Consider the following 21,348-nt stretch of genomic DNA (forward strand, 5'->3'; position numbering starts at 1 on the left):
GCCGGGGGCATGCCTCGACAGGTGACGAAGATCGCTCTGGCACGATGAACAGCCATGGGAGTACGCGATATCGCCGTCGTGACCGGTGCGTCCAGTGGGATCGGTGAGGCGACCGCCCGACGCCTCGCGAAGGAGGGCTTTCACGTCGTACTCGCCGCCCGTCGGGCCGACCGGCTGGCCAGACTGGCCGCGGAGCTCGACGCCACCGCGGTCGTCTGCGACGTGACCTCGGACGGGTCCGTGGCCGCGCTCGGCTCGGCGGTGGCCGCGCTCGACGGCCGGGTGACCCTGCTGGTCAACAACGCGGGCGGGGCGCTGGGTGCCGACTACGTGGAGGCCGGCTCGGTCGCGGACTGGCAGGCGATGTTCGACGTCAACGTGCTCGGCACGCTGCGGGTCACCAAGGCGCTGCTGCCGGCGCTCGTCGCCTCCGGCGCCGGCACGATCGTCGTCCTCAGCTCCACCGCCGGCCTGATCGTCTACGAGGGCGGCGGCGGGTACGCGGCCGCCAAGCACGCCCAGACCGCGCTCGCCGAGACGCTGCGGCTGGAGCTGTGCGGGCGCCCGGTGCGGGTCATCGAGATCGACCCGGGCATGGTCCGCACCGACGAGTTCGCGCTCAAGCGGTTCGACGGGGACGCCGAACGGGCCGCCGCCGTCTACGCGGGCGTCGCCGAGCCGCTGGTCGCGGACGACATCGCCGACTGCGTCGCCTGGGTGGCCACCCGCCCGCACCACGTCAACGTCGACCGGCTGGTGGTCCGCCCGCTCGCCCAGGCCGCCCAGCACAAGGTGCACCGGGTCACGTCGTGACCCCCCGCCGCCCCATCGGCGAGATCACCCGGGGGACGACCAACCCGAACCGGCTGCGGCGCGTCGACAACTGGCTCGTCCACGCGTACGGGCCGCTGCTGCGGGCCGCGGTCGACCCGCTGGTCGTGGACCTGGGCTACGGCGCGACCCCGACGACGGCCGTCGAGCTGCGGGCCCGGCTGGCCCGCGTCCGGCCGGACGTCCGGGTCGTCGGCGTGGAGATCGATCCCGCCCGGGTCGCGGCTGCCGCGCCGGCCGCCGACCCGCCCTGGCTGGAGTTCCGGCGGGGCGGGTTCGAGCTGGCCGGGCTGCGTCCGGTGATCGTCCGGGCGCTCAACGTCCTCCGGCAGTACGACGAGCCGGCCGTCGCCGGCGCCTGGGCGACGGTGGGACGCCACCTCGCACCCGGGGGCGTGCTGGTCGACGGGACGTGCGACGAGCTGGGCCGGCTGGGAGCGTGGCTCACCGTGACCGCGGCCGCGTCAACGACCCAGTTGACGCTCGCCGCCCGGCTGGCGACCCTCCCCCGGCCCGCCGCCTTCGCCGAACGGCTGCCCAAGGCGCTGATCCACCGCAACGTGCCGGGCGAGCCGATCCACGCGCTGCTGACCGCGCTCGACGACGCGTGGCTGGCCGCCGCGCCGTACGCCACCTTCGGCCCGCGGGGCCGGTTCGCCGCGGCCGTGGCCGCGACCCGCGCGGCGGGCTGGCCGATCGTCCACGAGCCGCGGCGCTGGCGGCTGGGCGAGCTGTCGCTGCCCTGGCCGGTGCCTACAGGCGGCAGTTGACCAGCACGGGCTCGGGTTCGAGGCGCACGCCGAACCGTGCGCGTACCCCGTCGCGGATCTCCCGGGCCAGGCCGAGCAGGGCGGCCGTGCTGCCGTCACCCCGGTTGGTCAGCGCCAGCGTGTGCTTGCCCGACAGCGCGACCCCCTTATGGTCGCCGGCGTACCCCTTGTGGAAGCCCGCGTGCTCGATGAGCCACGCGGCGCTGACCTTCACCTCGCCGGCCTGGCCGGGCCAGGCCGGCGGCGCGGCGCCGCCCGCCTGGTCGGCGCGGCGCTGCAGCTCGGCGTAGGCGGCGCCCTCCAGCACCGGGTTGGTGAAGAAGGACCCCACCGAGTACGTGTCGGGATCGGCGGGATCGAGCACCATCCCCTTGCGGGCGCGCAGGCCGAGCACGGTCTCGCGCACCTTCGCCAGCGGCGCCCGGCCGCCGACGGGCACGTCCAGGGCCCGGGCCAGCTCGGCGTAGCGCACCGGGGTCGACTCGTCCGACCGGGTCAGCCGGAACGTCACCGCCAGCACGACGTACCGCTCGTTGTGCTTGAACCGGCTGGTCCGGTAGCCGAACCCGCACGCGAGGGGCTTGAGTTCGGCGATCTTGTCGTGCGCCCGGTCGTAGACGCGGACACTGGTGATGGTCTCCGCGACCTCCTGCCCGTACGCGCCGACGTTCTGCACGGGGGTGGCGCCCGCCGCGCCGGGGATGCCGGCCAGGCACTCGATGCCGGCCAGCCCGTTCGCGACCGCGTAGGCGACCACGTCGTCCCAGGTGTGGCCCGCCTCGACGGTGATGCTGTCGCCGTCGGCCGTAATCCCCGCGGACCGGAGCAGCACCACGGTACCGTCGAAGCCGTCGTCCGAGACCACCACGTTGCTCCCGCCGCCGAGGAGCAGCATGGACTCGCCCCGGCGATCGACCTGCTTCACCGCCTCGACGATCTCGTCCGCGCTGGCGGCCGGGATCACGCGATGGGCGACGCCCCCGAGACGGAGCGTCGTGAATTGCTGTAACGCGGCGTGGGTAATCTCGTGCACGACGTTCACCCTAGGCTGGGGGTTGCCTCCGCTAGTGGTGGGTGCTCCGCGGACCGGAAGGGGTGCCATGAGCCGGACCCAGTTGACCAAGGACGCGTGGCTGGCCGCCCTACGTAGCGACGCCACGGCGCTGCGCGCCGCCGCGGGCAACGAGGGCGTCCTGGGCAACCAGGTCCCCAGCTGTCCGGGCTGGACCATGGGTGAGCTGATCCGCCACGTCGGCTCGATCTACCAGTGGGTCAGCGCCACCGCCGGGCGAGGCACGACCGACAAGCCGCACCCCCGCGAGATCGGTCCGGAGGTCCCGGAGGCCGACGACCCGACGGTGCTGGGCTGGTTCGACGAGCAACTGGGGCTGATCCTCGCCTTCCTGGACAACCTCGATCCCGACCTGCCCGCCTGGAACTGGGCACCGCAGGCCAGGAAGGCCGGTTTCTGGCACCGCCGGATGGCCCACGAGACGGCCATCCACCGCTGGGACGCCCAGCTGTCCGTCGGGCTGACCGAGCCCATCGAGACCAAACTGGCCGGCGACACCATCGCCGAGGTCCTCGACACCTGGCTGCCCGCCGGCCGCCGCAGGGAAACGCCGGATGTCCACGGCCTGGTGCACCTGGTCGCCGCCGACCTGGGCCAGGAGTGGTACGTCCGGCTGCGCGGCGCCGGCATCGCCCTGCTGGACACGAACACGCTGCTGGACGACGACAGCCACCCGGCCCGTGCCGCCGCGTCCGGCAACGCCAGCGACGTGGCGTTGGCCCTCTGGGGCCGCCTGAACTGGGACGTCCTGGACACCGCCGGCGACGACACCCTCCTCACGACCCTCCACGTCGCGTAGCTCACCCCGGGCTGTGGCGATTTTGGACCACATAGCGACCCTTACTCGCCACGGCCCGTCCGGGACCGACGGCTAGTGGGCGCGGCGGCGCCACCGCGAGATCTGTGGACGACCCGGCGGCCTGTGGACAGGGTCAGCCGCGGGTGGCGATCTCCTTGGCCAGCGTGTAGAGGTGCTCGCCGAACAGCACCAGGCGCGCCGACTCCACCTGGGTCGTCGCATCGCGCAGCGCGGTGAGGGCCTGGAAGATCGCGTCGTCGGGCGGCCAGCCGTACACGCCCGCCGAGATCAGCGGGAACGCGACCGAGGTCGCGCCCAGCTCGTCGGCCACGGCCAGCGAACTGGTGTAGCAGGCGCGGAGCACGCCGCTCAGATCCTCGGCCTCCCGGTAGACCGGGCCGACCGTGTGGATCACCCAGCGGGCGGGCAGGTTGCCGGCTGTCGTGGCCACGGCGCGCCCGGTCGGCAGCCCGCCGCCGTACCGGGACGCGCGGAGCGCGCGGCACTCCTCCAGGATCGCCGGGCCGCCCTTGCGGTGGATCGCGCCGTCCACCCCGCCGCCGCCCAGCAGTGACGAGTTGGCCGCGTTCACGATCGCGTCGACGCGCTGCGTGGTGATGTCGCCTTCGACCAGTTCGATGTGCATGCGCACATCATTGCCCGTTGAGACGGTCGGACATGCCGAACAGGTGGCGGGTCATGAGCGTCGCCCCGGCCACGGCCGCCGGCATGATGAGCACCGCGCCGAACGGGATGAGGAAGCACGCGAACGTGGCCGCCCCGAACCCGGTGGCCAGCGCCCGGCGCTGCCTGAGCATCCGGCGCCGGTCGCGCATGCGCAGCCCGCGCCGCTCGAACGGCACCCCGATCAGCTCGTGCGACAGGAACCAGCCGCCGACGAGCGCCCCGATCACGGGCACCACGGTCTCGCCGACAACGGGGATGAAGCCGGCGAAGAACAGCGGGATGCCGAACAGGGCGGTGAGCAGCAGCAACTGCAGCGAGTCGGCGATGCTGCGGGGCAGCGTCCGCCAGAACGGGATGTCGACCTCGCCGGGCAGCCCGCCGAGCCGGTCCTCCACGTTCTTGGAGATCGCCTCGTAGAACGGCTCCCCGATCACGAGCGTCAGCGCCGTGAACCCCACAAAGCTCAGCAGCACCGCCCCGCCCATGATGGCCACGCCCGCGGCGATGCGGATCGCCTGCCGCCACCCGGACGACCAGTCGTCCGCGAACCAGGTGACCAGCTCGGCCAGGTCGGAGACGAAGTACGCCAGCGTCACGAGCGTCGCGACGAGCAGCACCAGTGAGATGAACGCCGGGATCAGCCCGAGCAGCATGAGTCTGGGCGAGCGCGCGTACATCTTCAGGCCGCGCAGCAGGAACATGACGCCGGCCAGGAAGTCCTTGCCGACGCTCACGGGCGACGACCGGTCCTCCGCCGAAGGGGCGACCTCAACTGCGCTCATGAGGCGGATCGTAACGGGTGGCTACGAAGTTTCGACCGCCCGGACAGCCGGCCCCTCCGGCGAACGACGGACTGCGATCAATCGACGCCACCACGTAGCGTTGCGGTCCATGGCACAGGGGGTGGAAACGGCCGCGCCCGCCCCGGCGTGGTGGTCGACGCTGCCCGCGCACCGGGTCGCCCACCTGACCGGCGTCGACCCCGACCTGCTGGCCATCGCGCTGGACCCGTTGCCCGCCGGCGCCCCGGCCGTCCTGCGCTTCCGCCCCTCCGCGACGGGCCCGCTCGGCGACCAGGTGGCCGTACTCCTGGCGGAGCTGGACCGGGTCGCGGTGGCCCTGTTCCCCGCCTGGCTGCCCGGCGCGGACCGGTTGGCCGGCCCGCAGGGCCGGGGGGTGGCCGCGGTCCGCGCGTTGGCCGCGGACCTCGCCGCCCGCGCGGCCGACTTCGGCCCGTTCCTCGCCGACCTGGCGGAGCGGTCGCTCCGCCGCCGGCCGGGTGGTGGGTCCCGGTTTCCCGCCGAGGTACGGGCGGCAGGGGTCGTCCGGGCGATCGCCCGCGCCTACGACCGCCCGACCGCGGCGCTGCTGATCGACGTCCCGGACGGGCTGTCCACAGAGGATGAGCGTGCCCTGGTCGCGGCCGCCGAATGGCTCGCCGACCACGGCCGCCTGTCCGTCTGGCTGGCCGGCGCCCCGCTCGGCACGGTCGACCGGGTCAGCGCGGTGACGATCACGCTCCCGGCGCGTCTGATCCAGTTGGCGGCCGACGCGGCGGCCACGGCCGCGGACCCGCGTCCCGACCCTGTTCCGGACGAGCCGGTTCTCGGCTACCCTCCGCTGTCCGGGCTGCCGCACAGCGACACCGAGTGGCTGCTGGAGCGGGCCCTCGAACGCCACGAATGGGCCACGGGGCGCCGCTGGAACCACCGGCACGAGAGCACGCTCCTCTCCGAGGTGTACCGGCTGGACGTCTACTGGCCCGCGGAGGGGGTGGTGGTCGAGGTGGACGGTCCGGAGCACCGCCGCCCGGTGCTGTTCGCCAACGACCGCCGCCGGGACAACGCCCTCACCATCGACGGCCTGCACGTGCTGCGCTTCGGCAACGAGCGCGTCCACACCGACCTCGGTCGGGTCCTGTTCGACATCGAGACACTGCTCCACCAACGGCGCACAACGGAGAAGAGGCACCATGACCAGTGAACCGACGCTGACCCCCAACGAGATCCTCGCGCTCGTCGTCCTGATGGTCGAGGCCCGCGAGCTCACCAACAACGAGCTCAAGGCACTCGCCGGGTTCGCGCTCACCGGCGCGCAGAACACCAAACTGGTCAAGGCGGGCCTGGTCGAGACGAACCGGAGCCACCGGCCGTTCTCGCACCAGCTGACCGAGAAGGGCTGGCGGGTCGTCCGCGAGCTGCACACCGTGGCCCCGCCGAAGGCCGGCGGCTCGGCCATCCGGTCGCTGTTCACCGTTCTCGGGGGCCTGGACCGGGCGCTCGACCGGCGCGGCATCAGCTACGCCGACTTCTTCGCCGGATCCGCCACCGGAGCCGCCCCGGTCGACGCGGAGTCCCAGCTCCGGAGCGCCTACCAGAACCTGGCCAGCAAGCCCGGCGAGTGGGTGGGTCTCGCCGACCTGCGTGCGGCCGTGCCGCAGCTCGATCGCGAGGACGTGGACGCCGCGCTGCGCGCGATGGCCCGGGTGCCCGGCGTGCGGATCATCCCGACCGCCAACAGCAAGTCGCTCGACAACCGGGACCGGGCCGCCGCGCTGCGGCTGGGCGGTGAGGACAACCACATGATCTCGATCGGCGCGGCATGACGCCGGACGAGTTCGACGCTCTCGCCGCGCTGCAGTTCAACGTCGCGCCGACACCGGACGACCTGTGGAAGCCCTCGCCGTTCAACGTGCCGGAACTGCACGAGCGCGTCGTACGGCAGATCCTCAGCGGCGTCAGGGCGGCGCGACGCGACGAGCTGAGCCCCATGGGCGTCGTTGTCGAGGGCCGGGCCGGCTCGGGCAAGACCCACCTGCTGGGTGCCGTCCGGGAGACGATCCAACGCGACGGCGGCTACTTCTTCCTGGTACAAGCGATCAGCAGCAGGACGTTCTGGGAGAACGTCGTCGGCGGCGTGTTCAACGGGCTGCAGCGGGACGCGATCGGCTGGGGCACCCAGCTGCGCACCTTCCTCGCCCGCGTGACGGCGCAGCTCGGGCTGCCCGTCGAGGTGCGCGACGCCGTGGCGGCGCGCGCCCCGCTGACCCGGGAACATCTCGACCACTTCGTACGGGCTCTGCGCGACCACGCCGGCACCGAGGCGCAGGACTATCAGGACACCGCGCGCGCCCTGGTGCTGCTCGGTTCGACCGACTACGCCCTGCAGGACATCGGCCAGGCCCACATGTACTCGGTCGTCGGCGAGGCCGGGGACCGCGCGGCGTGGGGGCTGAGCCAGCTCGCCCGCGGGCCGCAGGAGATCGTGCAGGACGTGTCGCGCCTGCTCGCGCTCACCGGCGCGCCGACGGTCATGGCCGTCGACCAGATCGACACGCTCATCTCGCAGTCCCGCACGGCCGCGTTCGACCGGGGTACGGGAGACGACGTCGCCGCCACGGTCACGCCGATCGCCGACGGCCTGCTCGCGCTGCGGGAGACGACGCGCCGGACGCTCACCGTGCTGTCCGTGCTGCCCGAGGTCCTGGTGCTGCTGAAGAGGTACGCGCCGATCCCGGTCCTGGAGCGGTTCCGGGAGGTGCAACTGGAGGACCGTATCCCGACCCCCGAGATCGGGCTGGAGCTGATCGCGAAGCGGTTCCGCGCCCGGTTCGCCGAGGAGCGGTTCGCCGCCCGGTACGACACCTGGCCGATCCTTCCCGAGGCGTTCGCGGACGCCGTCGAGTACAGCCCACGCGGTCTGCTACGCCGGGTCGACCGGCACGTCGCGCACTGCCTCGCCACCGACACCGTGGTCGAGCTGACCCGCCTGAGCGAGGAGTCGCCGGAGCAGCCCGAGCAGGTGCCGGAGCGGCCCAAGGAGGGCCTGGCGGCCCACTTCGAGGCGCTGGACCGGCGGTTCGGCGAGCTGGTGGCGGAGGCGGACGTGCGGGCCGCGTTGGATCATCGGAGCGAGGACTCCGAGATGCCGGCGCTGCTGGCCGCCGGGCTGTCCGTGTGGATCCAGGAGCAGGCGCCGTCGGGGACGACGTACAAGACGGATCCGTTGCCCAGCGCGAAACCGGCGCTGCACGGTCGGTTGGTGGAGGTGCTCGACGAGGCGACCGAGAACGAGGCGCACTGCGCGTTCCGGGCCGTCGCGAGCCCGATGGCCGTCGCGGTGATCAGCCGCGTGAAGGCGGCGTGCACGATGTCCGGGATCGACGTGAACATCCCGCAGCGGCGGCTGGTGCTGCTGCGCAACGAGCCGTGGCCCAAGGGACCGCGGACGACCGAGATCATCGAGGCGTTCCGGGCGGCCGGCGGCATCGAGAAGACCATCGACGAGGCCGACCTCAAGGTGTTCGCGGCGCTGCGCGACCTGTGCGCCAAGCCGATGTCCGGCCTGGCGGAGTGGCTGGTCGAACGCCGCCACGCGAGCCGCACCCGGCTCCTCAGTGACGTCCTCGGCGAGGGATCACCCGAGCCGAGGGAGCTGGACGACCCCGACCCGACGACCATCGATGAACAACCCACCGACGGGTCGTCGATCGGGCTGGGGCGGGCCATCGACGGGGACGCGCCGTTCCAGGTGAACCTGGAGTCGCTGCGCCGGCATACGGTGATCTTCGCGGGCTCCGGATCGGGCAAGACCGTGCTGATCCGGCGCCTCGTCGAGGAATGTGCGCGGCAGGGCGTCTCCTCGATCGTGCTGGACCCCAACAACGACCTCGCCCGGCTGGGCGACGCGTGGCCCGAGGCCCCCGACGGGTGGGGCGCCGGGGACGCGGCGCGGGCGCGGGACTACCTGGACAACACCGAGGTGGTGGTCTGGACGCCCCGGGTCAGCGCCGGCCGGCCGCTGACGTTCCAGCCGCTGCCGGACTTCGGGCCGCTGCTGAACGACCCGGACGAGTTCGACGCCGCGATCGACGCGGCCGTGGCCGCGCTCGCGCCGCGTGCCAGAGTGGACGGTTCCGCGAAGGCGCAGGTGCAGGGCCGGGCGGTCGTCAAAGAGGCACTTCTCTGGTACGCCCGACGGGGTCACACGGGCCTACGCGGCTTCGCCGACCTGCTCAGCGACCTGCCCGAGGAGCTCACCTCGTTCGCGAAGGGCACCAAGCTGGCGCACGACGCGGGCGAGACGCTCAAGGCCGCCATGATGAACGACCCGCTCTTCGGCGGCACCGGCACGGCCGTCGACCCGGGCGTGCTGCTCACGCCCCGCCCCGGCAGACGGGCCCGGGTCTCGGTGATCAGTTTTGTCGGGCTCAGCTCGGACGAGCAGCGGCAGAGCTTCGTCAACCAGCTGCAGATGGCGCTGTTCGCCTGGATCAAACGCAACCCGGCCGGCGACCGCCCGCTCGGTGGCCTGTTCGTCATGGACGAGGCGCAGACCCTCGCCCCGTCGAGCGGCAGCACCCCGTGCACGGCCAGCTCGATCGCGCTGGCCTCGCAGGCCCGCAAGTACGGGCTGGGGCTGGTGTTCGCCACCCAGGCGCCGAAGGGCCTGCACAACCAGATCTCCGGCAACGCGACGACGCAGTTCTTCGGGCTGCTGAACGCGCCGGCCCAGATCGACGCCGCGAAGGAGCTGGCCGCTACGAAGAACGGCCGGGTGCCCGACATCGGGATCCTGCGCAGCGGCCAGTTCTACGCGGCCGGCGAGGGTTTCTCGTTCGTCAAGGTGCGTACGCCGCTGTGCCTGACGCACCACCCGAAGTCCCCGCTGAGCCCGGAGGAGGTCATCGACCGGACGAGGCGCTAGTCGCCGAGCTTCACCCGTACCCGACGGTTTGCTTTGCCCTTGCTCTCGACCTTGAGCACCGTGACCTTGCCGACCTGCCCGGTGGCCGCCACGTGCGTGCCGCCGTCGGCCTGCACGTCCAGCCCCACGATGTCGACGATGCGGATCTCCTGCTCGTCGGCGGGGATCAGGTTGGACTGGGTACGGATGATGTCGGGCAGCGCGAGGGCCTCGTCGCGGCCGAGGACCTTCACCTCGACCCGGCGGTTCGCGGCGACCTCGGCGTTGACCAGGTCCTCCAGGCGGGCCTTGAAGTCGGCCGGCACCTCGGGAAGGTTGAAGTCCATGCGGGCCTCGCCGGGCTCCATGTTGCCGCCGGTGACGAGCGCCCCGAAGTCCCGGAACACGACGCCGCACAGGACGTGCAGGCCGGAGTGGGTGCGCATGAGCAGGCTGCGCCGGGTGTCGTCGAGAGCGCCGGCGACCTTGGTGCCGGCCGGCGGCAGCGGGTCGCCGGGCGCCGGCAGCAGGTAGAGGTCGTCGCCCTTGCGGGTGCCGACGATGCGGGTCTGCACGCCCTCCCACAACAGCACGCCGTGGTCCGGCGGCTGCCCGCCGCCGCCCGGGTAGAACGCCGACCGGTCGAGCACGATCCCACCCTCGGGATCGGACCACAGCACGGTGCAGTCCCACTCGCGCAGCGTCGGATCCGCCAGGTCAAGACGGTGAGTACGGCCGTGATGCGTGACACCCATGCGGTCACCCTAGTCGTTGAGGAACCCTGCCACGCGCTGGCGCAGGTCGGCCCGCTGGCTCCAGAGCAACGCCGGGCGCGGGTAGATGTGCAGCTGCGCGTCGGGCAGCGCGGCGGCCAGCGCCTCCGCGACCCGCGCCGGGTGCGTGCGGTCGCCGACGCACCCGATGACCAGGGCGCGGGCGGTGACGGCCCTCAGCAGCGCCCGGTCCGGCAGGGCCGGCTGATCGGTCAGGTCGACGAGGGACGGCGCGAGCCCGTCGCGGAACAGCTGGTCGAGACGGTCGCGCAGGTACTGCCAGGCGGCCGGCGAGTCGCGCACGGACGTGGGGATGTCCTGCGCGAGCAGGTCGCTGGCCGTCGCCTGGTCGCCGTCGTTGACCGCCTCCAGCAGCGCGCGGGAACGGTCGGCGGCGTGCGTCGAGCGCGGCTCGTCCAGCACGGCCGGGATCACGAAGACCACGCGGTCGAACCGGTCGGGGGTCCGGGTGAGCAGCTGGGCGAGGGCGGCCGCGCCGAGGCTCACGCCCAGGGCGCGGCGGGCGCCGAACCGGTCGGCGACGCCCCGCAGGTCGCCGGCGAGGTCGGCGTAGCTCCACGGGCCGGGCGGCGCGGCGGAGCGGCCGTGCCCCCGGAACTGGAAGAACACCTTGGTGCCGCCGACCGCGCTGCCGTACGGGCGGGTGTCGGCGATGCCGCCCGCGAACCCGTGGGCGAAGACGGTGACGGGGTCGCCGGTGCCGGCGGTGAGGCACTCCAGGGACACGCCAGCGACGTCGACGAGCTGGGTCGGCGCGGCCAGCGGCCGCAGCGGGCGGCCGGGCTCGGCCCGGCTGCGCGGGGCGAAACGCTCGGGTGCCCCTCCCGGTGGAGGCGGCCAGCGGAAGTCGCGGGCACCCATGCTCAGCGCCAGCGGCCGGACCCGCCCGACACGTCGCGCAGGCCGATCCGCACATCAAGCAGGTAGAACGCCGTGGCGGTCAGGGCCAGGAAGCTGAGGATGCCCACCGTGGAGGCGCCGATGACGACCGTGACGAACAGCGACCCGCCGAGGATGAGCAGCCAACCCCACTTGGGGATCGAACCGACCACCGCGAACGCGTCCTTGCGCTGGAACAGGCAATGCACGAACGCCACGAGTTCCAGCACCGCCGTGACCAGGAAGATGACCCATTCGATCACCAACCGGACGTCGTAATAAAAGATCGGTACGGCCGCCATGGCTGTCAGCTTAGCCATCCATTCCCCTGGTGGCCCCGCGCGGGACGTACGCCCTGCTCGATTCGCCTGTCACGACGGCGGCCGGCCCCGGAAGTCCCGGGACCGGCCGCCGTCGTCAGGTTGTCAGGCGCCGGTGTCGGCCTGGGCGCCTTCAGCCCTCACCGAGGACCGCTGCTCGGGATCAGGCACCGGAACGGGGCCGCTTGGTGGCGGCCGGCTTCGTCGACGCCGGCTTGGTGGAGGCGGGCTTCACCTTGGGGGTGGTGCGCACCTTGGCGGCCGGCTGCTCGGTGACGACCGGCTCGGCCATGAGCACGGTGTCCGACGCCGGGTCGGGCTGCTCGAAGGCGGCCGCCGCGGCCGGGTCGACCTTGGGCCGCTCCGCCTTCGGCGCGCTGCCGCCGGCCACCACCCGCTCGCCGCGGGCGACGAACTTGGCGTACTGGGACACCGCCTCGGCGAGGAGGTTGCTCACCGCGCCGGGCAGCTCGGCCCGCAGCTCGGCCACCTTGGCGGGCGCCACGGCGCGCAGCTCGGCGACCTTCGCCGGGAAGTCCGTACGCCACTCGGCGACCTTCACCGGGACCTGCTCGCGCAGCTGGTCGACCTTGCCGGGCAGCTCGGCCCGCAGCTCGGCGACCTTCGCGGGGATGTCGGTGCGCAGCTGCTCGACCCGGCCGGGGGCCTCGGCGCGCAGCTGGCTGACCCTGCCGGGCAGCTCGGCGGTGATCCGCTCGGTCAGCCCGGTCAGCTGCTGGTAGGCGTACTCGCCGGCGCCGGCGGCCGCGTAGACCGGGCCGGGAAGCTTCGACTTGGTGCTCATGTCTTCTCTACCTCCGTGTTATCAGCGGCGTCCTGCGCCGCCCGCGCGTTCTCCCGACGGAACGTCTCGTAGATCTGCGTCAGCGACTGCTTCTGCGCCAAGGTCAGGTCGTCGTCCGCCGCGATGGCGGCGAGCACGCCCTGACCGTCCTTCTCGTTGAGCAGACCGGCCCGCAGGTACATCAGCGGGGTGGAGACCCGCAGAGCACTCGCGATCTGGCCCAGCACCTCCGCGGACGGCTTGCGCAGCCCGCGCTCGATCTGGCTCAGGTACGGGTTGGACACACCCGCGCGGTCGGCGAGCTCACGCAGCGAGATGCGCGCGGTCTGGCGCAGGTCGCGGATGAACCCTCCGATGTCGCGGGGGATGTCCCGGGGATCGCTCACGGGTCCAACGCTACGAGCCGGTGCTAACTCTTGCAAGCAAATCGCTAGCAACGGCTAGCGTGAGGTTTCCCACAGCGTTGGATCTTGGTGCTATGGCGCCGTAGGACCGGAATCCCGGCCCGCATAACAGCGCTACGGCGCCAAACGCCGCAGCCCAGGTGGCTAGCCCGCGGCCCAGCCCGCCGCGCGGACCGCGCCCACGGGGACGCCGCCGCCGAGCAGCGGCACGGGCGCCACGTCCTCGAAGGCGCTCGCCGCCACGCCCAGCCGCCGCAGCGCCGCCGTCGCCACCGGCATCCGCGCCCGCTGCGCGCCATCGTCGATCTTGATGGCCACCGCGCCGACGCCCGGGACGGCCATGGCCAGCACGCCCTCGGCGCCGCCCTTCGACAGCAGCCCGGGCACGCCGCGCATGAGCCGGGCGTCCTCCGCGCCGGTCCCCGAGACGAGTTCCGGGTGCGCCCGCATGGCGTCGGCCACGGTCCGCTCGGCGGTGCCGGCCGGCGCCGACACGAGCCGCAGGAACGCCCCGGCCAGCGCGGTCAGCGACAGGGCCAGCACCGGGGCGCCGCAGCCGTCCACGCCCGTCGCCGCCGGCTCCTCGCCGGCCAACTCGGCGACCGTGTCCCGCAGCACCACCTGCAGCGGGTGACCCGGCGCCCGGTAGTCGTCCGTCGGCCAGCCGGCGACCAGGCAGGTCAGCAGCATGCCGGCGTGCTTGCCCGAGCAGTTCATGAACACGCGCTGCGGGCCGTCCCCGGCGCGCAGCACGTCCGCCCGGGCGTCCTCGCCCAGCGGCAGCTCCGGCGGGCAGCGCAGGTCGGTGAGCGGCGACAGCCCGCCGGTACGCAGCATGGCCCGGACCCGCTCGATGTGCCGGCCCTCGCCGAAGTGGCTAGCGGCGACCAGCGCGAGGTCGCCCGGATCGGTCAGCCGCAGGCCCGCCCGGAGCATGCCGACGGCCTGCATCGGCTTGTTGGACGAGCGCGGGAAGATCGCGCCGTGCGGGTCCCCGGCCGACGCGACGAGCACGCCGTCAGGACCGAGAACCGCCACGGAACCGAGGTGCCGACCCTCGGCGAAGCCCGACCGGACCACCTCGGCGAGCAGCTCACCACCGGAGTACACGGCCACGACGTTACCCCGTAAAGATCACCGGACGGGCCTCACCGCGCCGGCACGCCCAGCAGCTCCCGCGCCTGGTCAGGCGAAAGTGGCGGGCGCTGCGCGAGCCGCGCGAACCCGGCCGCGCGCGCCACGAGCTGCGCGTTGCTCTCGACCGGCTGGCCCTTGGCGTACGTGACGGTGTCCTCCATGCCGACCCGCAGGTGCCCGCCGGCGCTCAGCGACGCGAGCAGCACGGGCAGTGTGGTCCGCCCGATGCCGGTGGCCGCGAAGGTCGTGCCGGCCGGCAGGTCGCGCACCGCGCTGGCGCACGCGACGAGCGCCTCGGTCGTGCCCGGCATCCCGCCCGGCACGCCCATGACGAAGTCGACGTGCACGTGCCCGCCGTACGGCAGCCCGTGCCTGTCGAGCAGCCGGGCCAGCGAGGTGAGCTGCCCCAGGTCGAAGATTTCGTACTCCGGCACGACGCCGGCGTCCCGCATCCGCTGGTGCAGCTCGACGATGAACGCGGGCCGGTTCATGAACACGTCGTCGCCGAAGTTGACCGTACCCATGGTCAGCGAGCCCATCTCCGGCTCCGCCTCCAGCACGCGCAGGCGATCCGACTCCGGGTCGGTGACCGCCCCGCCCGTGGACAGCTGCACGATCAGCCCGGTCTGCTCGCGCAGCGCGGTCACGGTGTCGCGCAGGAGCCCCGGGTCCAGGGTCGGCTTAGCGTCGGCGCCCCGGACGTGCACGTGGATGACCGCGGCCCCGACCGCCTCGCACTCCTTGGCGGTGGCCACCAGCTCATCCAACGTCACCGGCAGCGCCGGCACGTCCGCCTTCGCCACCTCCGCCCCCGTCGGAGCCACGGTGATCAGGGTCCCGGTACTCATGCCGGCGATCGTCGCACGGGCTGACCTACGGGTCAGCCGCCAGGTCGACCGCCGCCACCAGCGCCGCCAGTTCGGGGTGCGTCCCGAGGTCCAGCGGCGCCAGCTCTCGGGTGCGGCCACGCGGGTTCACGAGGACCTCGGTCGCCGCGTCGCGGACGATCGCGTGGGCGTCCGCCGTCTGCCAGTCGACCCGGTCGAGGTCGGCCCGGGCGAACCGCCCCGCCATCAGGCACTCGGTGCTCCGCGCTTCACTGGTACGGACGACGGCCACGCGCGCCGAGCGCAACGCCGGCGCGGTCGCGAACGCCTCCTTCACGGTCACCAGCACGTGACCGAAGACGAGGCCCTGATGCAGCGACGCCCGGTCGGTCGCGGAGAGCTTCCGCAGCGTCAACCGGCCGGTGGGGGTCGTATCCGGATAACGCTCGGGAACGAGGCCGGCACCAGGGGCGAGCACCACCAGCGACACCTCGTCGCCGTCGACGCCCACCGCCGCGGCGGGCGCCTCGTTGTCCGCGAAGACCCGCTCCAGCGCTTCGAGTACCGTGGGCGGGTCGTTGCGCAGCAGGTCGGCCCACCACCGGTTGAGGCTCTCCTGCCAGCGCGCCCGCTCCGCCGTGAGGTGAGCGATGCCCGCCGCCACCTCCCGGTCGGCCGCTGCCGCCGCCTGAACGTGCGCCGCCGACCGCGCGGCGAACTGCCACGGCCGGATGCCGCGCAGCCGCTCGGCCAGGTGCCGGTCCAGGATCGCGGCCCGGTCGGGCGGGGCCGGCTCCGGCGCGACGGGCGCGACAGCGGCGGGGAACGGCTGTCGGTGCAGGTCGAACAGTGCCTGGAAGACGGCCGCGAGCTGGCGGGCCTCGGCCTCCTTCTGCTGGACCGCGTAGGCCCGCTGCGCGGCGGCCACCTGCCGTTGCTGGGCGGCGACGGACGAGCCGCCGCGACGCCCGCCGGTCAGCGGCGCGTAGTAGCTCACCGGCCCCACGCCCGTGGAGAACGCGGCGCCGCGCGGTCCAACGTGCACCCGCGCCGCGCGCGGCCCGAAGCTGGCGCCGATCCCCCGGCTGGACGCCCGTACCCGCACGCCCGGCGCGACCCGGAAACTGAACCCGAGTCCCACGGTCAGTCGCAGGCGATGCCGTCGCCGTCACGGTCGAGGTCGTAGACGTCATCGCCGATGACCCGCACCGGACCCTGGACGTACGACGGACCGTTTCCGCTGCCACCGGCGCAGTCAACGTCCACGGGATCGTTCGGCACGCACGGGCTGTAGTTGGGGTTGCAGTTGGCCGGCGCCGTCGTCTTCTTCGTTGTCGGCGAGGCCTTCGGCTTCGGGGACGCTTTCGTGGTGCGCGGCGCGGTCGTCTTCGGCGCCGTCGGCTTCGCGGGCGTCGTTGAGGCAGCCGCGGTGGTCACCGGCGCCGTGGTAGCCGGCGCGGACGTCCGCTCAGCGCCCAACGCGGCGGCCTTCGGCCTACTGTCAGTGGCCTGCCCGCTGTTATCGACCAGGCCCATGACACCGCCGATACCCAGGCACAGTACGCACAGGGCGGCCACTCCGCCGATGACGATGCCCGCGATCTTGGCGGACGACGGGCGCTTGACGGTCACGGGTGGGGGTGACTGGGGCGCGGTGGGATAGGGCGCGGGCGGCTGGGCCATGACATGCCTCCGGGGGTGACAGAGGGGAACGGCCACCCAAGCTACGAGGCAGGACAGGCCAATAACAGGCTTAAGCTTAGAATCTCACAAAGGGTACAGATCGAACGCGATCGCTGGACCGTTCAGGACCCGAAGGGCTCCGGGTCGATGGCGGCCGCCGAGTCGCCGACCTGGAGCCGCGCATCCGCGGCGACGTTCTGCTTGACCAGCGCGAGGGCGACCAGGCCCAGCTCGTGGTGGCGGACGGCGGTGCCGGTCACGCCGACGGGGCGGCCCTCGGCGGAGACGACCGGGGTCCCGGGGGCGGGCGGGGAGTCGGTGGTGATGCCGTCCAGGTGCAGCAGGACGAGACGGCGGGGCGGGCGGCCCAGGTTGTGCACCCGGGCGACCGTCTCCTGGCCCCGGTAGCAGCCCTTCTCCAGGTGCACGGCGGCGGCAAGCCAGCCGATCTCGGCGGGCAGCGTCTTGTGGTCGGTGTCGAACCCGAGCCGGGGCCGCCCCGCGGCGACGCGCAGCGCCTCGAACGCCCACAGCCCGGCGGGCGGCACGTCCAACGAAGACGTCAGCGACGACACCGAGGCACGCGGCACGATGAGATCCGCGCCGTACGGCATGCGGCGCGCGAAACCGCCGGCGGGCAGCGCCGCCGTGGCGTACTCGGAGGTGGATCGGGCCGGCACGGACCCGGCGGCGAACTTCGGGCCTGGCACCGCGACAACGTCTGGCGCGGCTAGCGGCCCGACACCGAGCGCGGACAGCACCCGCGTCGTGTCCGGCCCGACCAGGGACAGTATCGCCCAGTCGGCGGTGACGTCGGCGGGTTCTACCCGCATGAGGAAGCGCATGCGCGAAAGGAACTCGAGCAGCGCGGGCGCGCGGCCCGGCTCGGTGTCCAGCCAGGTGGTGGTGCCGTCGTCGAGGACGCCCGCGTGGTGCTCGACGTGCCCGTGCGGGGACAGGACGAGCAGCTCGGTGCCGGTCAGCGGGGCGAGCGCGGCGACGTGCTGGGTGGTGATGCTGTGCAGCCAGCCGAGCCGGTCCGGGCCGGTGACCGTGACGACGCCCCGGTTGCCCCGGTCGACGAGCCCGACGGACTCGGCGAGCAGGCGCTGTTCGCGCGCCGGGTCGCCGTAGTGGGCGGCGACACCCGCGTCGACGCTGGCGGGATCGAGGTCCTCCACAAGAACCGTCGTGATCACTGGTCGTCACCTCCGCAGGACGCGCACCGTCCGAAGAATGCCACGTGACCGACGTCGATCGCGAAGCCGCGCTCGGCGCGCAGCTGGTCGACGAGGGGCGCGAGCACCTCGGGCGCGATCTCCGTGACGCCCTCGCAGGACCGGCAGACGAGGTGGAGGTGCTGGTCAGGGCCGACGCCGTGGTAGGTGGGGGCGCCGTGGGTGAGGTGCGCGTGGGTGACGAGGCCGAGCTCCTCGAGCAGCTCCAGCGTCCGGTAGACCGTGGTGATGTTCACACCCGCGGCCGTCCTGGCGACCTCCGCGTGGATCTGGTCCGGGGTGGCGTGGCCGAGCGCGTACACCGCTTCGAGAACCAGCTGGCGCTGGGCGGTGAGGCGCAGGCCACGGGAGCGGAGCGTCTCGGCGAGCGTGGGCGACGGCATCTGTCGATCCTATGTCGGGGCCGCCCTATGCTTGCGAATCGTGCTCGAACAAACGACCCTCGCCCCGCCCGCGGAGGTCCACGTCGTCGCCGTGCTCGGCGAGGGCGTGGTGGCCCCCGACGCCCCGATCCTGCGCGCCGACGATCTCGGCGCGCTGCGCGGCGACGGCATCTTCGAAACCCTTCACGTCCGGGCCGGCGCGCCGTGGTTGCTGGACGAGCACCTGGCCCGGATGGCCGGGTCGGCGGCCCGGCTGCAGCTGGCCCTGCCGCCCGAGGCCGAGCTGCGCGAGCTGGCGCGCCAGGCCGTCGCGGCCTGGCCGGCACAGCACGAGGGCACACTGCGCCTGATCTGCACGCGCGGCGCCGAGTCCGGCTCCGCGGTGACGGTCTTCGCCACGGTCGGGCCGGTGGCGGCGTCGATCCGGAAGGCCCGCCGCGAGGGCGTCGCCGTGCTCACGGCCACCCAGGGCTTCCCGGCGGACCTGCGCGGCAGCGCCCCCTGGCTGCTCGGCGGGGCCAAGACCCTGTCGTACGCCGTGAACATGGCGTGCCTGCGCTGGGCCACCGCGTCCGGCGCCGACGACGTGCTGTGGACCTCCACCGACGGGTACGCCCTGGAGGCCCCCACGTCCACGCTGGTCTGGCTCGAGGGCGGCACCCTGTGGTCCGTCCCGGCCGAGGCGACCGGCATCCTGGCCGGCACCACGGCACGCTGGCTGCTCGATCACGCCGGCGAGCTGGGCTGGGACGCCGCCGAGCGGCTGGTGACCCCGGCCGAGGTGATCGACTCGGACGGCGCCTGGCTGACCTCGTCGGTGCGGGGCGTCGCGGCCATCCGCACCCTCGACGGGACGCCGCTGAAGACGTCCCCGCAGGTCACGGACGATATCCGGAATGTTCTAGGGTTCCCGTCTTAATAGCTAAAGACCATTACGTCCGTTTATGCTGCCCTGAGGACGGGCCGCAGCGGAGGTGATGACGGTGACGTTCGCGGCGAGCATCGGCGACGAGCTGACCGACTTCTTCGGCGACGCAATCATGGTCGTTGTCAAAATGTTGATCTTCCTCGCCATCATGGCGGTCGGCTGGTTCGTGGCCCGCTGGCTCTACCGGTGGGCGAGCACCATGCTGACCCGGGTCGGCCTCGACCGCGCCGTGGACCGGGGCGGGCTACGCCGGGTCATGGGCGGCTGGAGCGCCAGCGACCTCACTGCCAGGATCCTGCAGTACGCCCTGCTGCTCGTCACGCTGCAGCTCGCGCTCGGGGTGTTCGGCCAGAACCCGGTCACGGACCTGATCAACGACATCGTCGCCTGGCTGCCGCAGCTCTTCATCGCGATCCTCATCGTGGTGGTGGCCGCCGCCATCGCGGGCGCCGTGAAGGACGTGATCACCCGCGCCCTGCACGGGCTCAGCTACGGCCGGGCACTGGGCACGGCCGCCCAGGTCGGCATCATCGCGCTCGGCCTGATCGCGGCCCTCAACCAGGTCGGCATCGGCACCTCGGTGACCATGCCCGTCCTCATCGCGGTGCTCGCGACCGTCGGCGGCATCCTCGTCGTGGGCGTGGGCGGCGGCATGATCAAGCCGATGCAGGGGCGCTGGGAGCGCATGCTCACGCGGGCCGAGTCGGAGACCGCGACGGCCGGCGAGCAGGTGCGCACCAACCGGGCGGCCGAGGCGGACCGGATGCGCAAGCCCCCGGGCGGCTTCAGCCAGCCCGCCTACGGCGGCGGGAGCACCGTCTACGGCACGCCGAACGCCTACGGCGCCCAGGCCGCGAACAACATCCCGCCCGCGTACGGCGGCTCCGACCCGCACGACACGCAGATCATCCCCCCCGGCGCCCGCCCGCCCGGCACCCCGCCCCCGCAGGGCGGCTGATCAGCCCGCGACGCGGGTCAGTCTCGCGGCCAGGTGGGACGTCAGCGGCTGGCCGACGGCCGCCATGTCCTGCGCGTACAGCAGGTCGCGGTCGACGATGCCGTAGATCCGCTTGCCGGCCGTGACCTCCTTGGCGGTCGACGTACGCACGACGGCGTCGGTGGCCATCTCGATCCGCACATTAGTGATCTTGCCGATGTGCAGCTCCATGATGCCGGTGGGGGTGCACATCAGCGCCTCGAACTCGTCCGTGGCCCGACCGTTCTCCCCCATGATCGGACGCCACCAGCCGACCTCCCGGGCCGCCGGCCGGATCGGCGTGCCGTCCTCCGGCGACACGAGCCACGAGCGCGACTCGTAGCTCAGGAACGGCCGGCCGTCGTGACTGATCCGGATCTCCTGGGCGTACTCGAACGACTCGATCGTCGGGTACTCCCCCGCGCCGCGCCCGCGCCACACGCCGACGAACGGCAGCAACCCGAGCAGCGCCGGGTGCAGGTCCGGCCCCACCCGCAGGTCGTGCGTCTCCTCATAGGGGTACGCCTCCGGCACGGGTGCGTCCAGCCAAAGCGGACGGCCCCCTGCCATTTCCGAAGCGCCTTCGGCGCCTGACTCAGTCACGCTGCTGTTCCTCTCGCCTCGGTCGCCGAGTCGTGTCATTGACGCGTTTGGCCAGGTAGACCAGCGCGCCGGCGAGCCCGCCGAAACCCGCCACCAGCAGGCTGACGAACCCGATCTCGGTCACCACGTCGCAAATCCTATGCTCGCCGTATGGCCCGCACACTCATCGTCAAGGCGACCGCCGGCGAGGACTCGCCGGAACGCTGCTCACAGGCCTTCACCGTGGCCGCCACGGCGATCTCCGCCGGGGCGACCGTCTCCCTGTGGCTCACCGGGGAGTCGGCCTGGCTCGCCGTCCCCGGCCGCGCGGAGAAGTTCGACCTCCCGCACTCCGCCCCCCTGTCCGACCTGCTCGGCATCCTGCTCTCCGCCGGCACCGTGACCGTGTGCACCCAGTGCGCGGCCCGTCGCGGCCTCACGCAGGATCAACTTCTGCCGGGGGTACGCATCGCCGGGGCGGCCGTCTTCGTCGAGGAGTGCCTGGCCGACGGCGCGCAGGCGCTGGTGTACTAGGTCCGGTTGCGGCC

The 21,348-nt window shown here is 73.0% G+C and carries 24 protein-coding genes and 1 pseudogene; 9 read left to right on the forward strand and 16 right to left on the reverse strand.

Features of this window, described 5'->3' with window-relative positions:
* Positions 1–54: 54 nt before the first annotated feature.
* Together ABD211_RS18740 and ABD211_RS18745 are read left to right on the forward strand one after the other, a co-directional pair.
* Entirely contained in the window at positions 55–813 is a 759-nt protein-coding gene (locus ABD211_RS18740) for an SDR family oxidoreductase (RefSeq protein ID WP_344133196.1), read from the forward strand.
* The gene (locus ABD211_RS18745) at positions 810–1,601 is read left to right on the forward strand and encodes a class I SAM-dependent methyltransferase (RefSeq protein WP_344133199.1); all 792 of its coding nucleotides are present in this window, start codon (positions 810–812) and stop codon (positions 1,599–1,601) included. The genes ABD211_RS18740 and ABD211_RS18745 overlap by 4 nt, the downstream gene beginning before the upstream one ends.
* On the opposite strand, the gene ABD211_RS18750 is transcribed toward ABD211_RS18745, so the two are convergent.
* A complete protein-coding gene (locus tag ABD211_RS18750) occupies positions 1,585–2,703 on the reverse strand; it encodes a UDP-N-acetylmuramate dehydrogenase (RefSeq protein ID WP_425560456.1) in 1,119 nt (372 codons plus the stop codon). The two genes, ABD211_RS18745 and ABD211_RS18750, sit on opposite strands and share 17 nt — an antisense overlap.
* On the opposite strand from ABD211_RS18750, the gene ABD211_RS18755 reads away from it, so the two are divergent.
* A complete protein-coding gene (locus ABD211_RS18755; protein WP_344133205.1) occupies positions 2,702–3,472 on the forward strand; it encodes a maleylpyruvate isomerase family mycothiol-dependent enzyme in 771 nt (256 codons plus the stop codon). The two genes, ABD211_RS18750 and ABD211_RS18755, sit on opposite strands and share 2 nt — an antisense overlap.
* 133 nt (positions 3,473–3,605) lie before the next feature.
* Here the strand turns inward: ABD211_RS18755 and ABD211_RS18760 are convergent, their stop codons facing one another.
* Positions 3,606–4,118, reverse strand: a complete 513-nt coding sequence (locus ABD211_RS18760) for an O-acetyl-ADP-ribose deacetylase (protein ID WP_344133208.1) — start codon at positions 4,116–4,118, stop codon at positions 3,606–3,608.
* Between the two features lie 7 nt (positions 4,119–4,125).
* Complete coding sequence (locus tag ABD211_RS18765; RefSeq protein WP_425560457.1) at positions 4,126–4,941, reverse strand: EI24 domain-containing protein; 816 nt, start codon at positions 4,939–4,941, stop codon at positions 4,126–4,128.
* Positions 4,942–5,050: 109 nt separating this feature from the next.
* Here ABD211_RS18765 and ABD211_RS18770 point away from each other — a divergent pair, with 109 nt between their 5' ends.
* The 3 genes from ABD211_RS18770 to ABD211_RS18780 are packed head-to-tail and all read left to right on the forward strand — an operon-like array spanning position 5,051 to position 9,865.
* On the forward strand, positions 5,051–6,142 hold the full coding sequence (locus tag ABD211_RS18770; RefSeq protein ID WP_344133211.1) for an endonuclease domain-containing protein: 1,092 nt from the start codon (positions 5,051–5,053) through the stop codon (positions 6,140–6,142).
* Positions 6,132–6,764 carry a hypothetical protein gene (locus tag ABD211_RS18775; RefSeq protein ID WP_344133214.1) on the forward strand — a complete coding sequence of 211 codons (633 nt, stop codon included), beginning with the start codon at positions 6,132–6,134 and terminating at the stop codon, positions 6,762–6,764. The genes ABD211_RS18770 and ABD211_RS18775 overlap by 11 nt, the downstream gene beginning before the upstream one ends.
* Positions 6,761–9,865, forward strand: a complete 3,105-nt coding sequence (locus ABD211_RS18780) for a helicase HerA domain-containing protein (protein WP_344133217.1) — start codon at positions 6,761–6,763, stop codon at positions 9,863–9,865. The genes ABD211_RS18775 and ABD211_RS18780 overlap by 4 nt, the downstream gene beginning before the upstream one ends.
* Here ABD211_RS18780 and ABD211_RS18785 read toward each other — a convergent pair.
* The 11 genes and pseudogenes from ABD211_RS18785 to ABD211_RS18835 all read right to left on the reverse strand — a co-directional run bounded on the left by ABD211_RS18785 (position 9,862) and on the right by ABD211_RS18835 (position 18,314).
* A complete protein-coding gene (locus ABD211_RS18785; RefSeq protein WP_344133220.1) occupies positions 9,862–10,599 on the reverse strand; it encodes an alanyl-tRNA editing protein in 738 nt (245 codons plus the stop codon). The genes ABD211_RS18780 and ABD211_RS18785 overlap by 4 nt on opposite strands.
* A 9-nt stretch (positions 10,600–10,608) precedes the next feature.
* The gene (locus ABD211_RS18790) at positions 10,609–11,499 is read right to left on the reverse strand and encodes an alpha/beta fold hydrolase (RefSeq protein ID WP_425560458.1); all 891 of its coding nucleotides are present in this window, start codon (positions 11,497–11,499) and stop codon (positions 10,609–10,611) included.
* A 2-nt stretch (positions 11,500–11,501) separates the two neighbouring features.
* On the reverse strand, positions 11,502–11,819 hold the full coding sequence (locus ABD211_RS18795; RefSeq protein WP_344133224.1) for a DUF2516 family protein: 318 nt from the start codon (positions 11,817–11,819) through the stop codon (positions 11,502–11,504).
* A gap of 181 nt (positions 11,820–12,000) precedes the next feature.
* Positions 12,001–12,642, reverse strand: a complete 642-nt coding sequence (locus ABD211_RS18800; RefSeq protein ID WP_344133227.1) for a hypothetical protein — start codon at positions 12,640–12,642, stop codon at positions 12,001–12,003.
* A 23-nt stretch (positions 12,643–12,665) separates the two neighbouring features.
* Positions 12,666–13,028: pseudogene (locus ABD211_RS18805) on the reverse strand (helix-turn-helix domain-containing protein); the annotation flags it as partial.
* A 162-nt stretch (positions 13,029–13,190) separates the two neighbouring features.
* A complete protein-coding gene (locus ABD211_RS18810) occupies positions 13,191–14,162 on the reverse strand; it encodes an asparaginase (RefSeq protein WP_344133230.1) in 972 nt (323 codons plus the stop codon).
* Positions 14,163–14,194: 32 nt separating this feature from the next.
* The gene (locus ABD211_RS18815) at positions 14,195–15,031 is read right to left on the reverse strand and encodes a beta-keto acid cleavage family enzyme (RefSeq protein WP_344133233.1); all 837 of its coding nucleotides are present in this window, start codon (positions 15,029–15,031) and stop codon (positions 14,195–14,197) included.
* 25 nt (positions 15,032–15,056) lie between these two features.
* The gene (locus ABD211_RS18820) at positions 15,057–16,151 is read right to left on the reverse strand and encodes a DUF4236 domain-containing protein (RefSeq protein ID WP_344133236.1); all 1,095 of its coding nucleotides are present in this window, start codon (positions 16,149–16,151) and stop codon (positions 15,057–15,059) included.
* Between the two features lie 2 nt (positions 16,152–16,153).
* Positions 16,154–16,693 carry a hypothetical protein gene (locus ABD211_RS18825; RefSeq protein WP_344133239.1) on the reverse strand — a complete coding sequence of 180 codons (540 nt, stop codon included), beginning with the start codon at positions 16,691–16,693 and terminating at the stop codon, positions 16,154–16,156.
* Positions 16,694–16,815: 122 nt separating this feature from the next.
* A complete protein-coding gene (gene ygfZ, locus ABD211_RS18830) occupies positions 16,816–17,889 on the reverse strand; it encodes a CAF17-like 4Fe-4S cluster assembly/insertion protein YgfZ (RefSeq protein WP_344133429.1) in 1,074 nt (357 codons plus the stop codon).
* A complete protein-coding gene (locus ABD211_RS18835) occupies positions 17,889–18,314 on the reverse strand; it encodes a Fur family transcriptional regulator (RefSeq protein WP_344133242.1) in 426 nt (141 codons plus the stop codon). The genes ygfZ and ABD211_RS18835 overlap by 1 nt, the downstream gene beginning before the upstream one ends.
* Positions 18,315–18,354: 40 nt before the next feature.
* Here ABD211_RS18835 and ABD211_RS18840 point away from each other — a divergent pair, with 40 nt between their 5' ends.
* Positions 18,355–19,233 (forward strand): aminotransferase class IV, encoded by an 879-nt coding sequence (locus ABD211_RS18840; RefSeq protein WP_344133245.1) that lies wholly within the window; start codon positions 18,355–18,357, stop codon positions 19,231–19,233.
* Positions 19,234–19,291: 58 nt separating this feature from the next.
* Positions 19,292–20,200: a mechanosensitive ion channel family protein gene (locus ABD211_RS18845; RefSeq protein WP_425560460.1), complete on the forward strand. Its 909-nt coding sequence runs from the start codon at positions 19,292–19,294 to the stop codon at positions 20,198–20,200.
* Here the strand turns inward: ABD211_RS18845 and ABD211_RS18850 are convergent, their stop codons facing one another.
* Both ABD211_RS18850 and mtfM read right to left on the reverse strand, forming a co-directional pair.
* A complete protein-coding gene (locus tag ABD211_RS18850) occupies positions 20,201–20,788 on the reverse strand; it encodes a heme-binding beta-barrel domain-containing protein (protein ID WP_344133251.1) in 588 nt (195 codons plus the stop codon). It lies immediately after the preceding gene.
* A 25-nt stretch (positions 20,789–20,813) separates the two neighbouring features.
* Positions 20,814–20,948: a small membrane protein MtfM gene (mtfM, locus tag ABD211_RS18855; RefSeq protein ID WP_344133255.1), complete on the reverse strand. Its 135-nt coding sequence runs from the start codon at positions 20,946–20,948 to the stop codon at positions 20,814–20,816.
* A gap of 23 nt (positions 20,949–20,971) precedes the next feature.
* Between mtfM and ABD211_RS18860 the strand changes: the two genes are divergently transcribed.
* Entirely contained in the window at positions 20,972–21,334 is a 363-nt protein-coding gene (locus tag ABD211_RS18860; protein WP_344133258.1) for a DsrE family protein, read from the forward strand.
* The last annotated feature ends 14 nt before the right edge of the window (positions 21,335–21,348 follow it).

This window comes from Luedemannella flava (genome assembly GCF_039528515.1).
GTDB classification, from domain to species: domain Bacteria; phylum Actinomycetota; class Actinomycetes; order Mycobacteriales; family Micromonosporaceae; genus Luedemannella; species Luedemannella flava.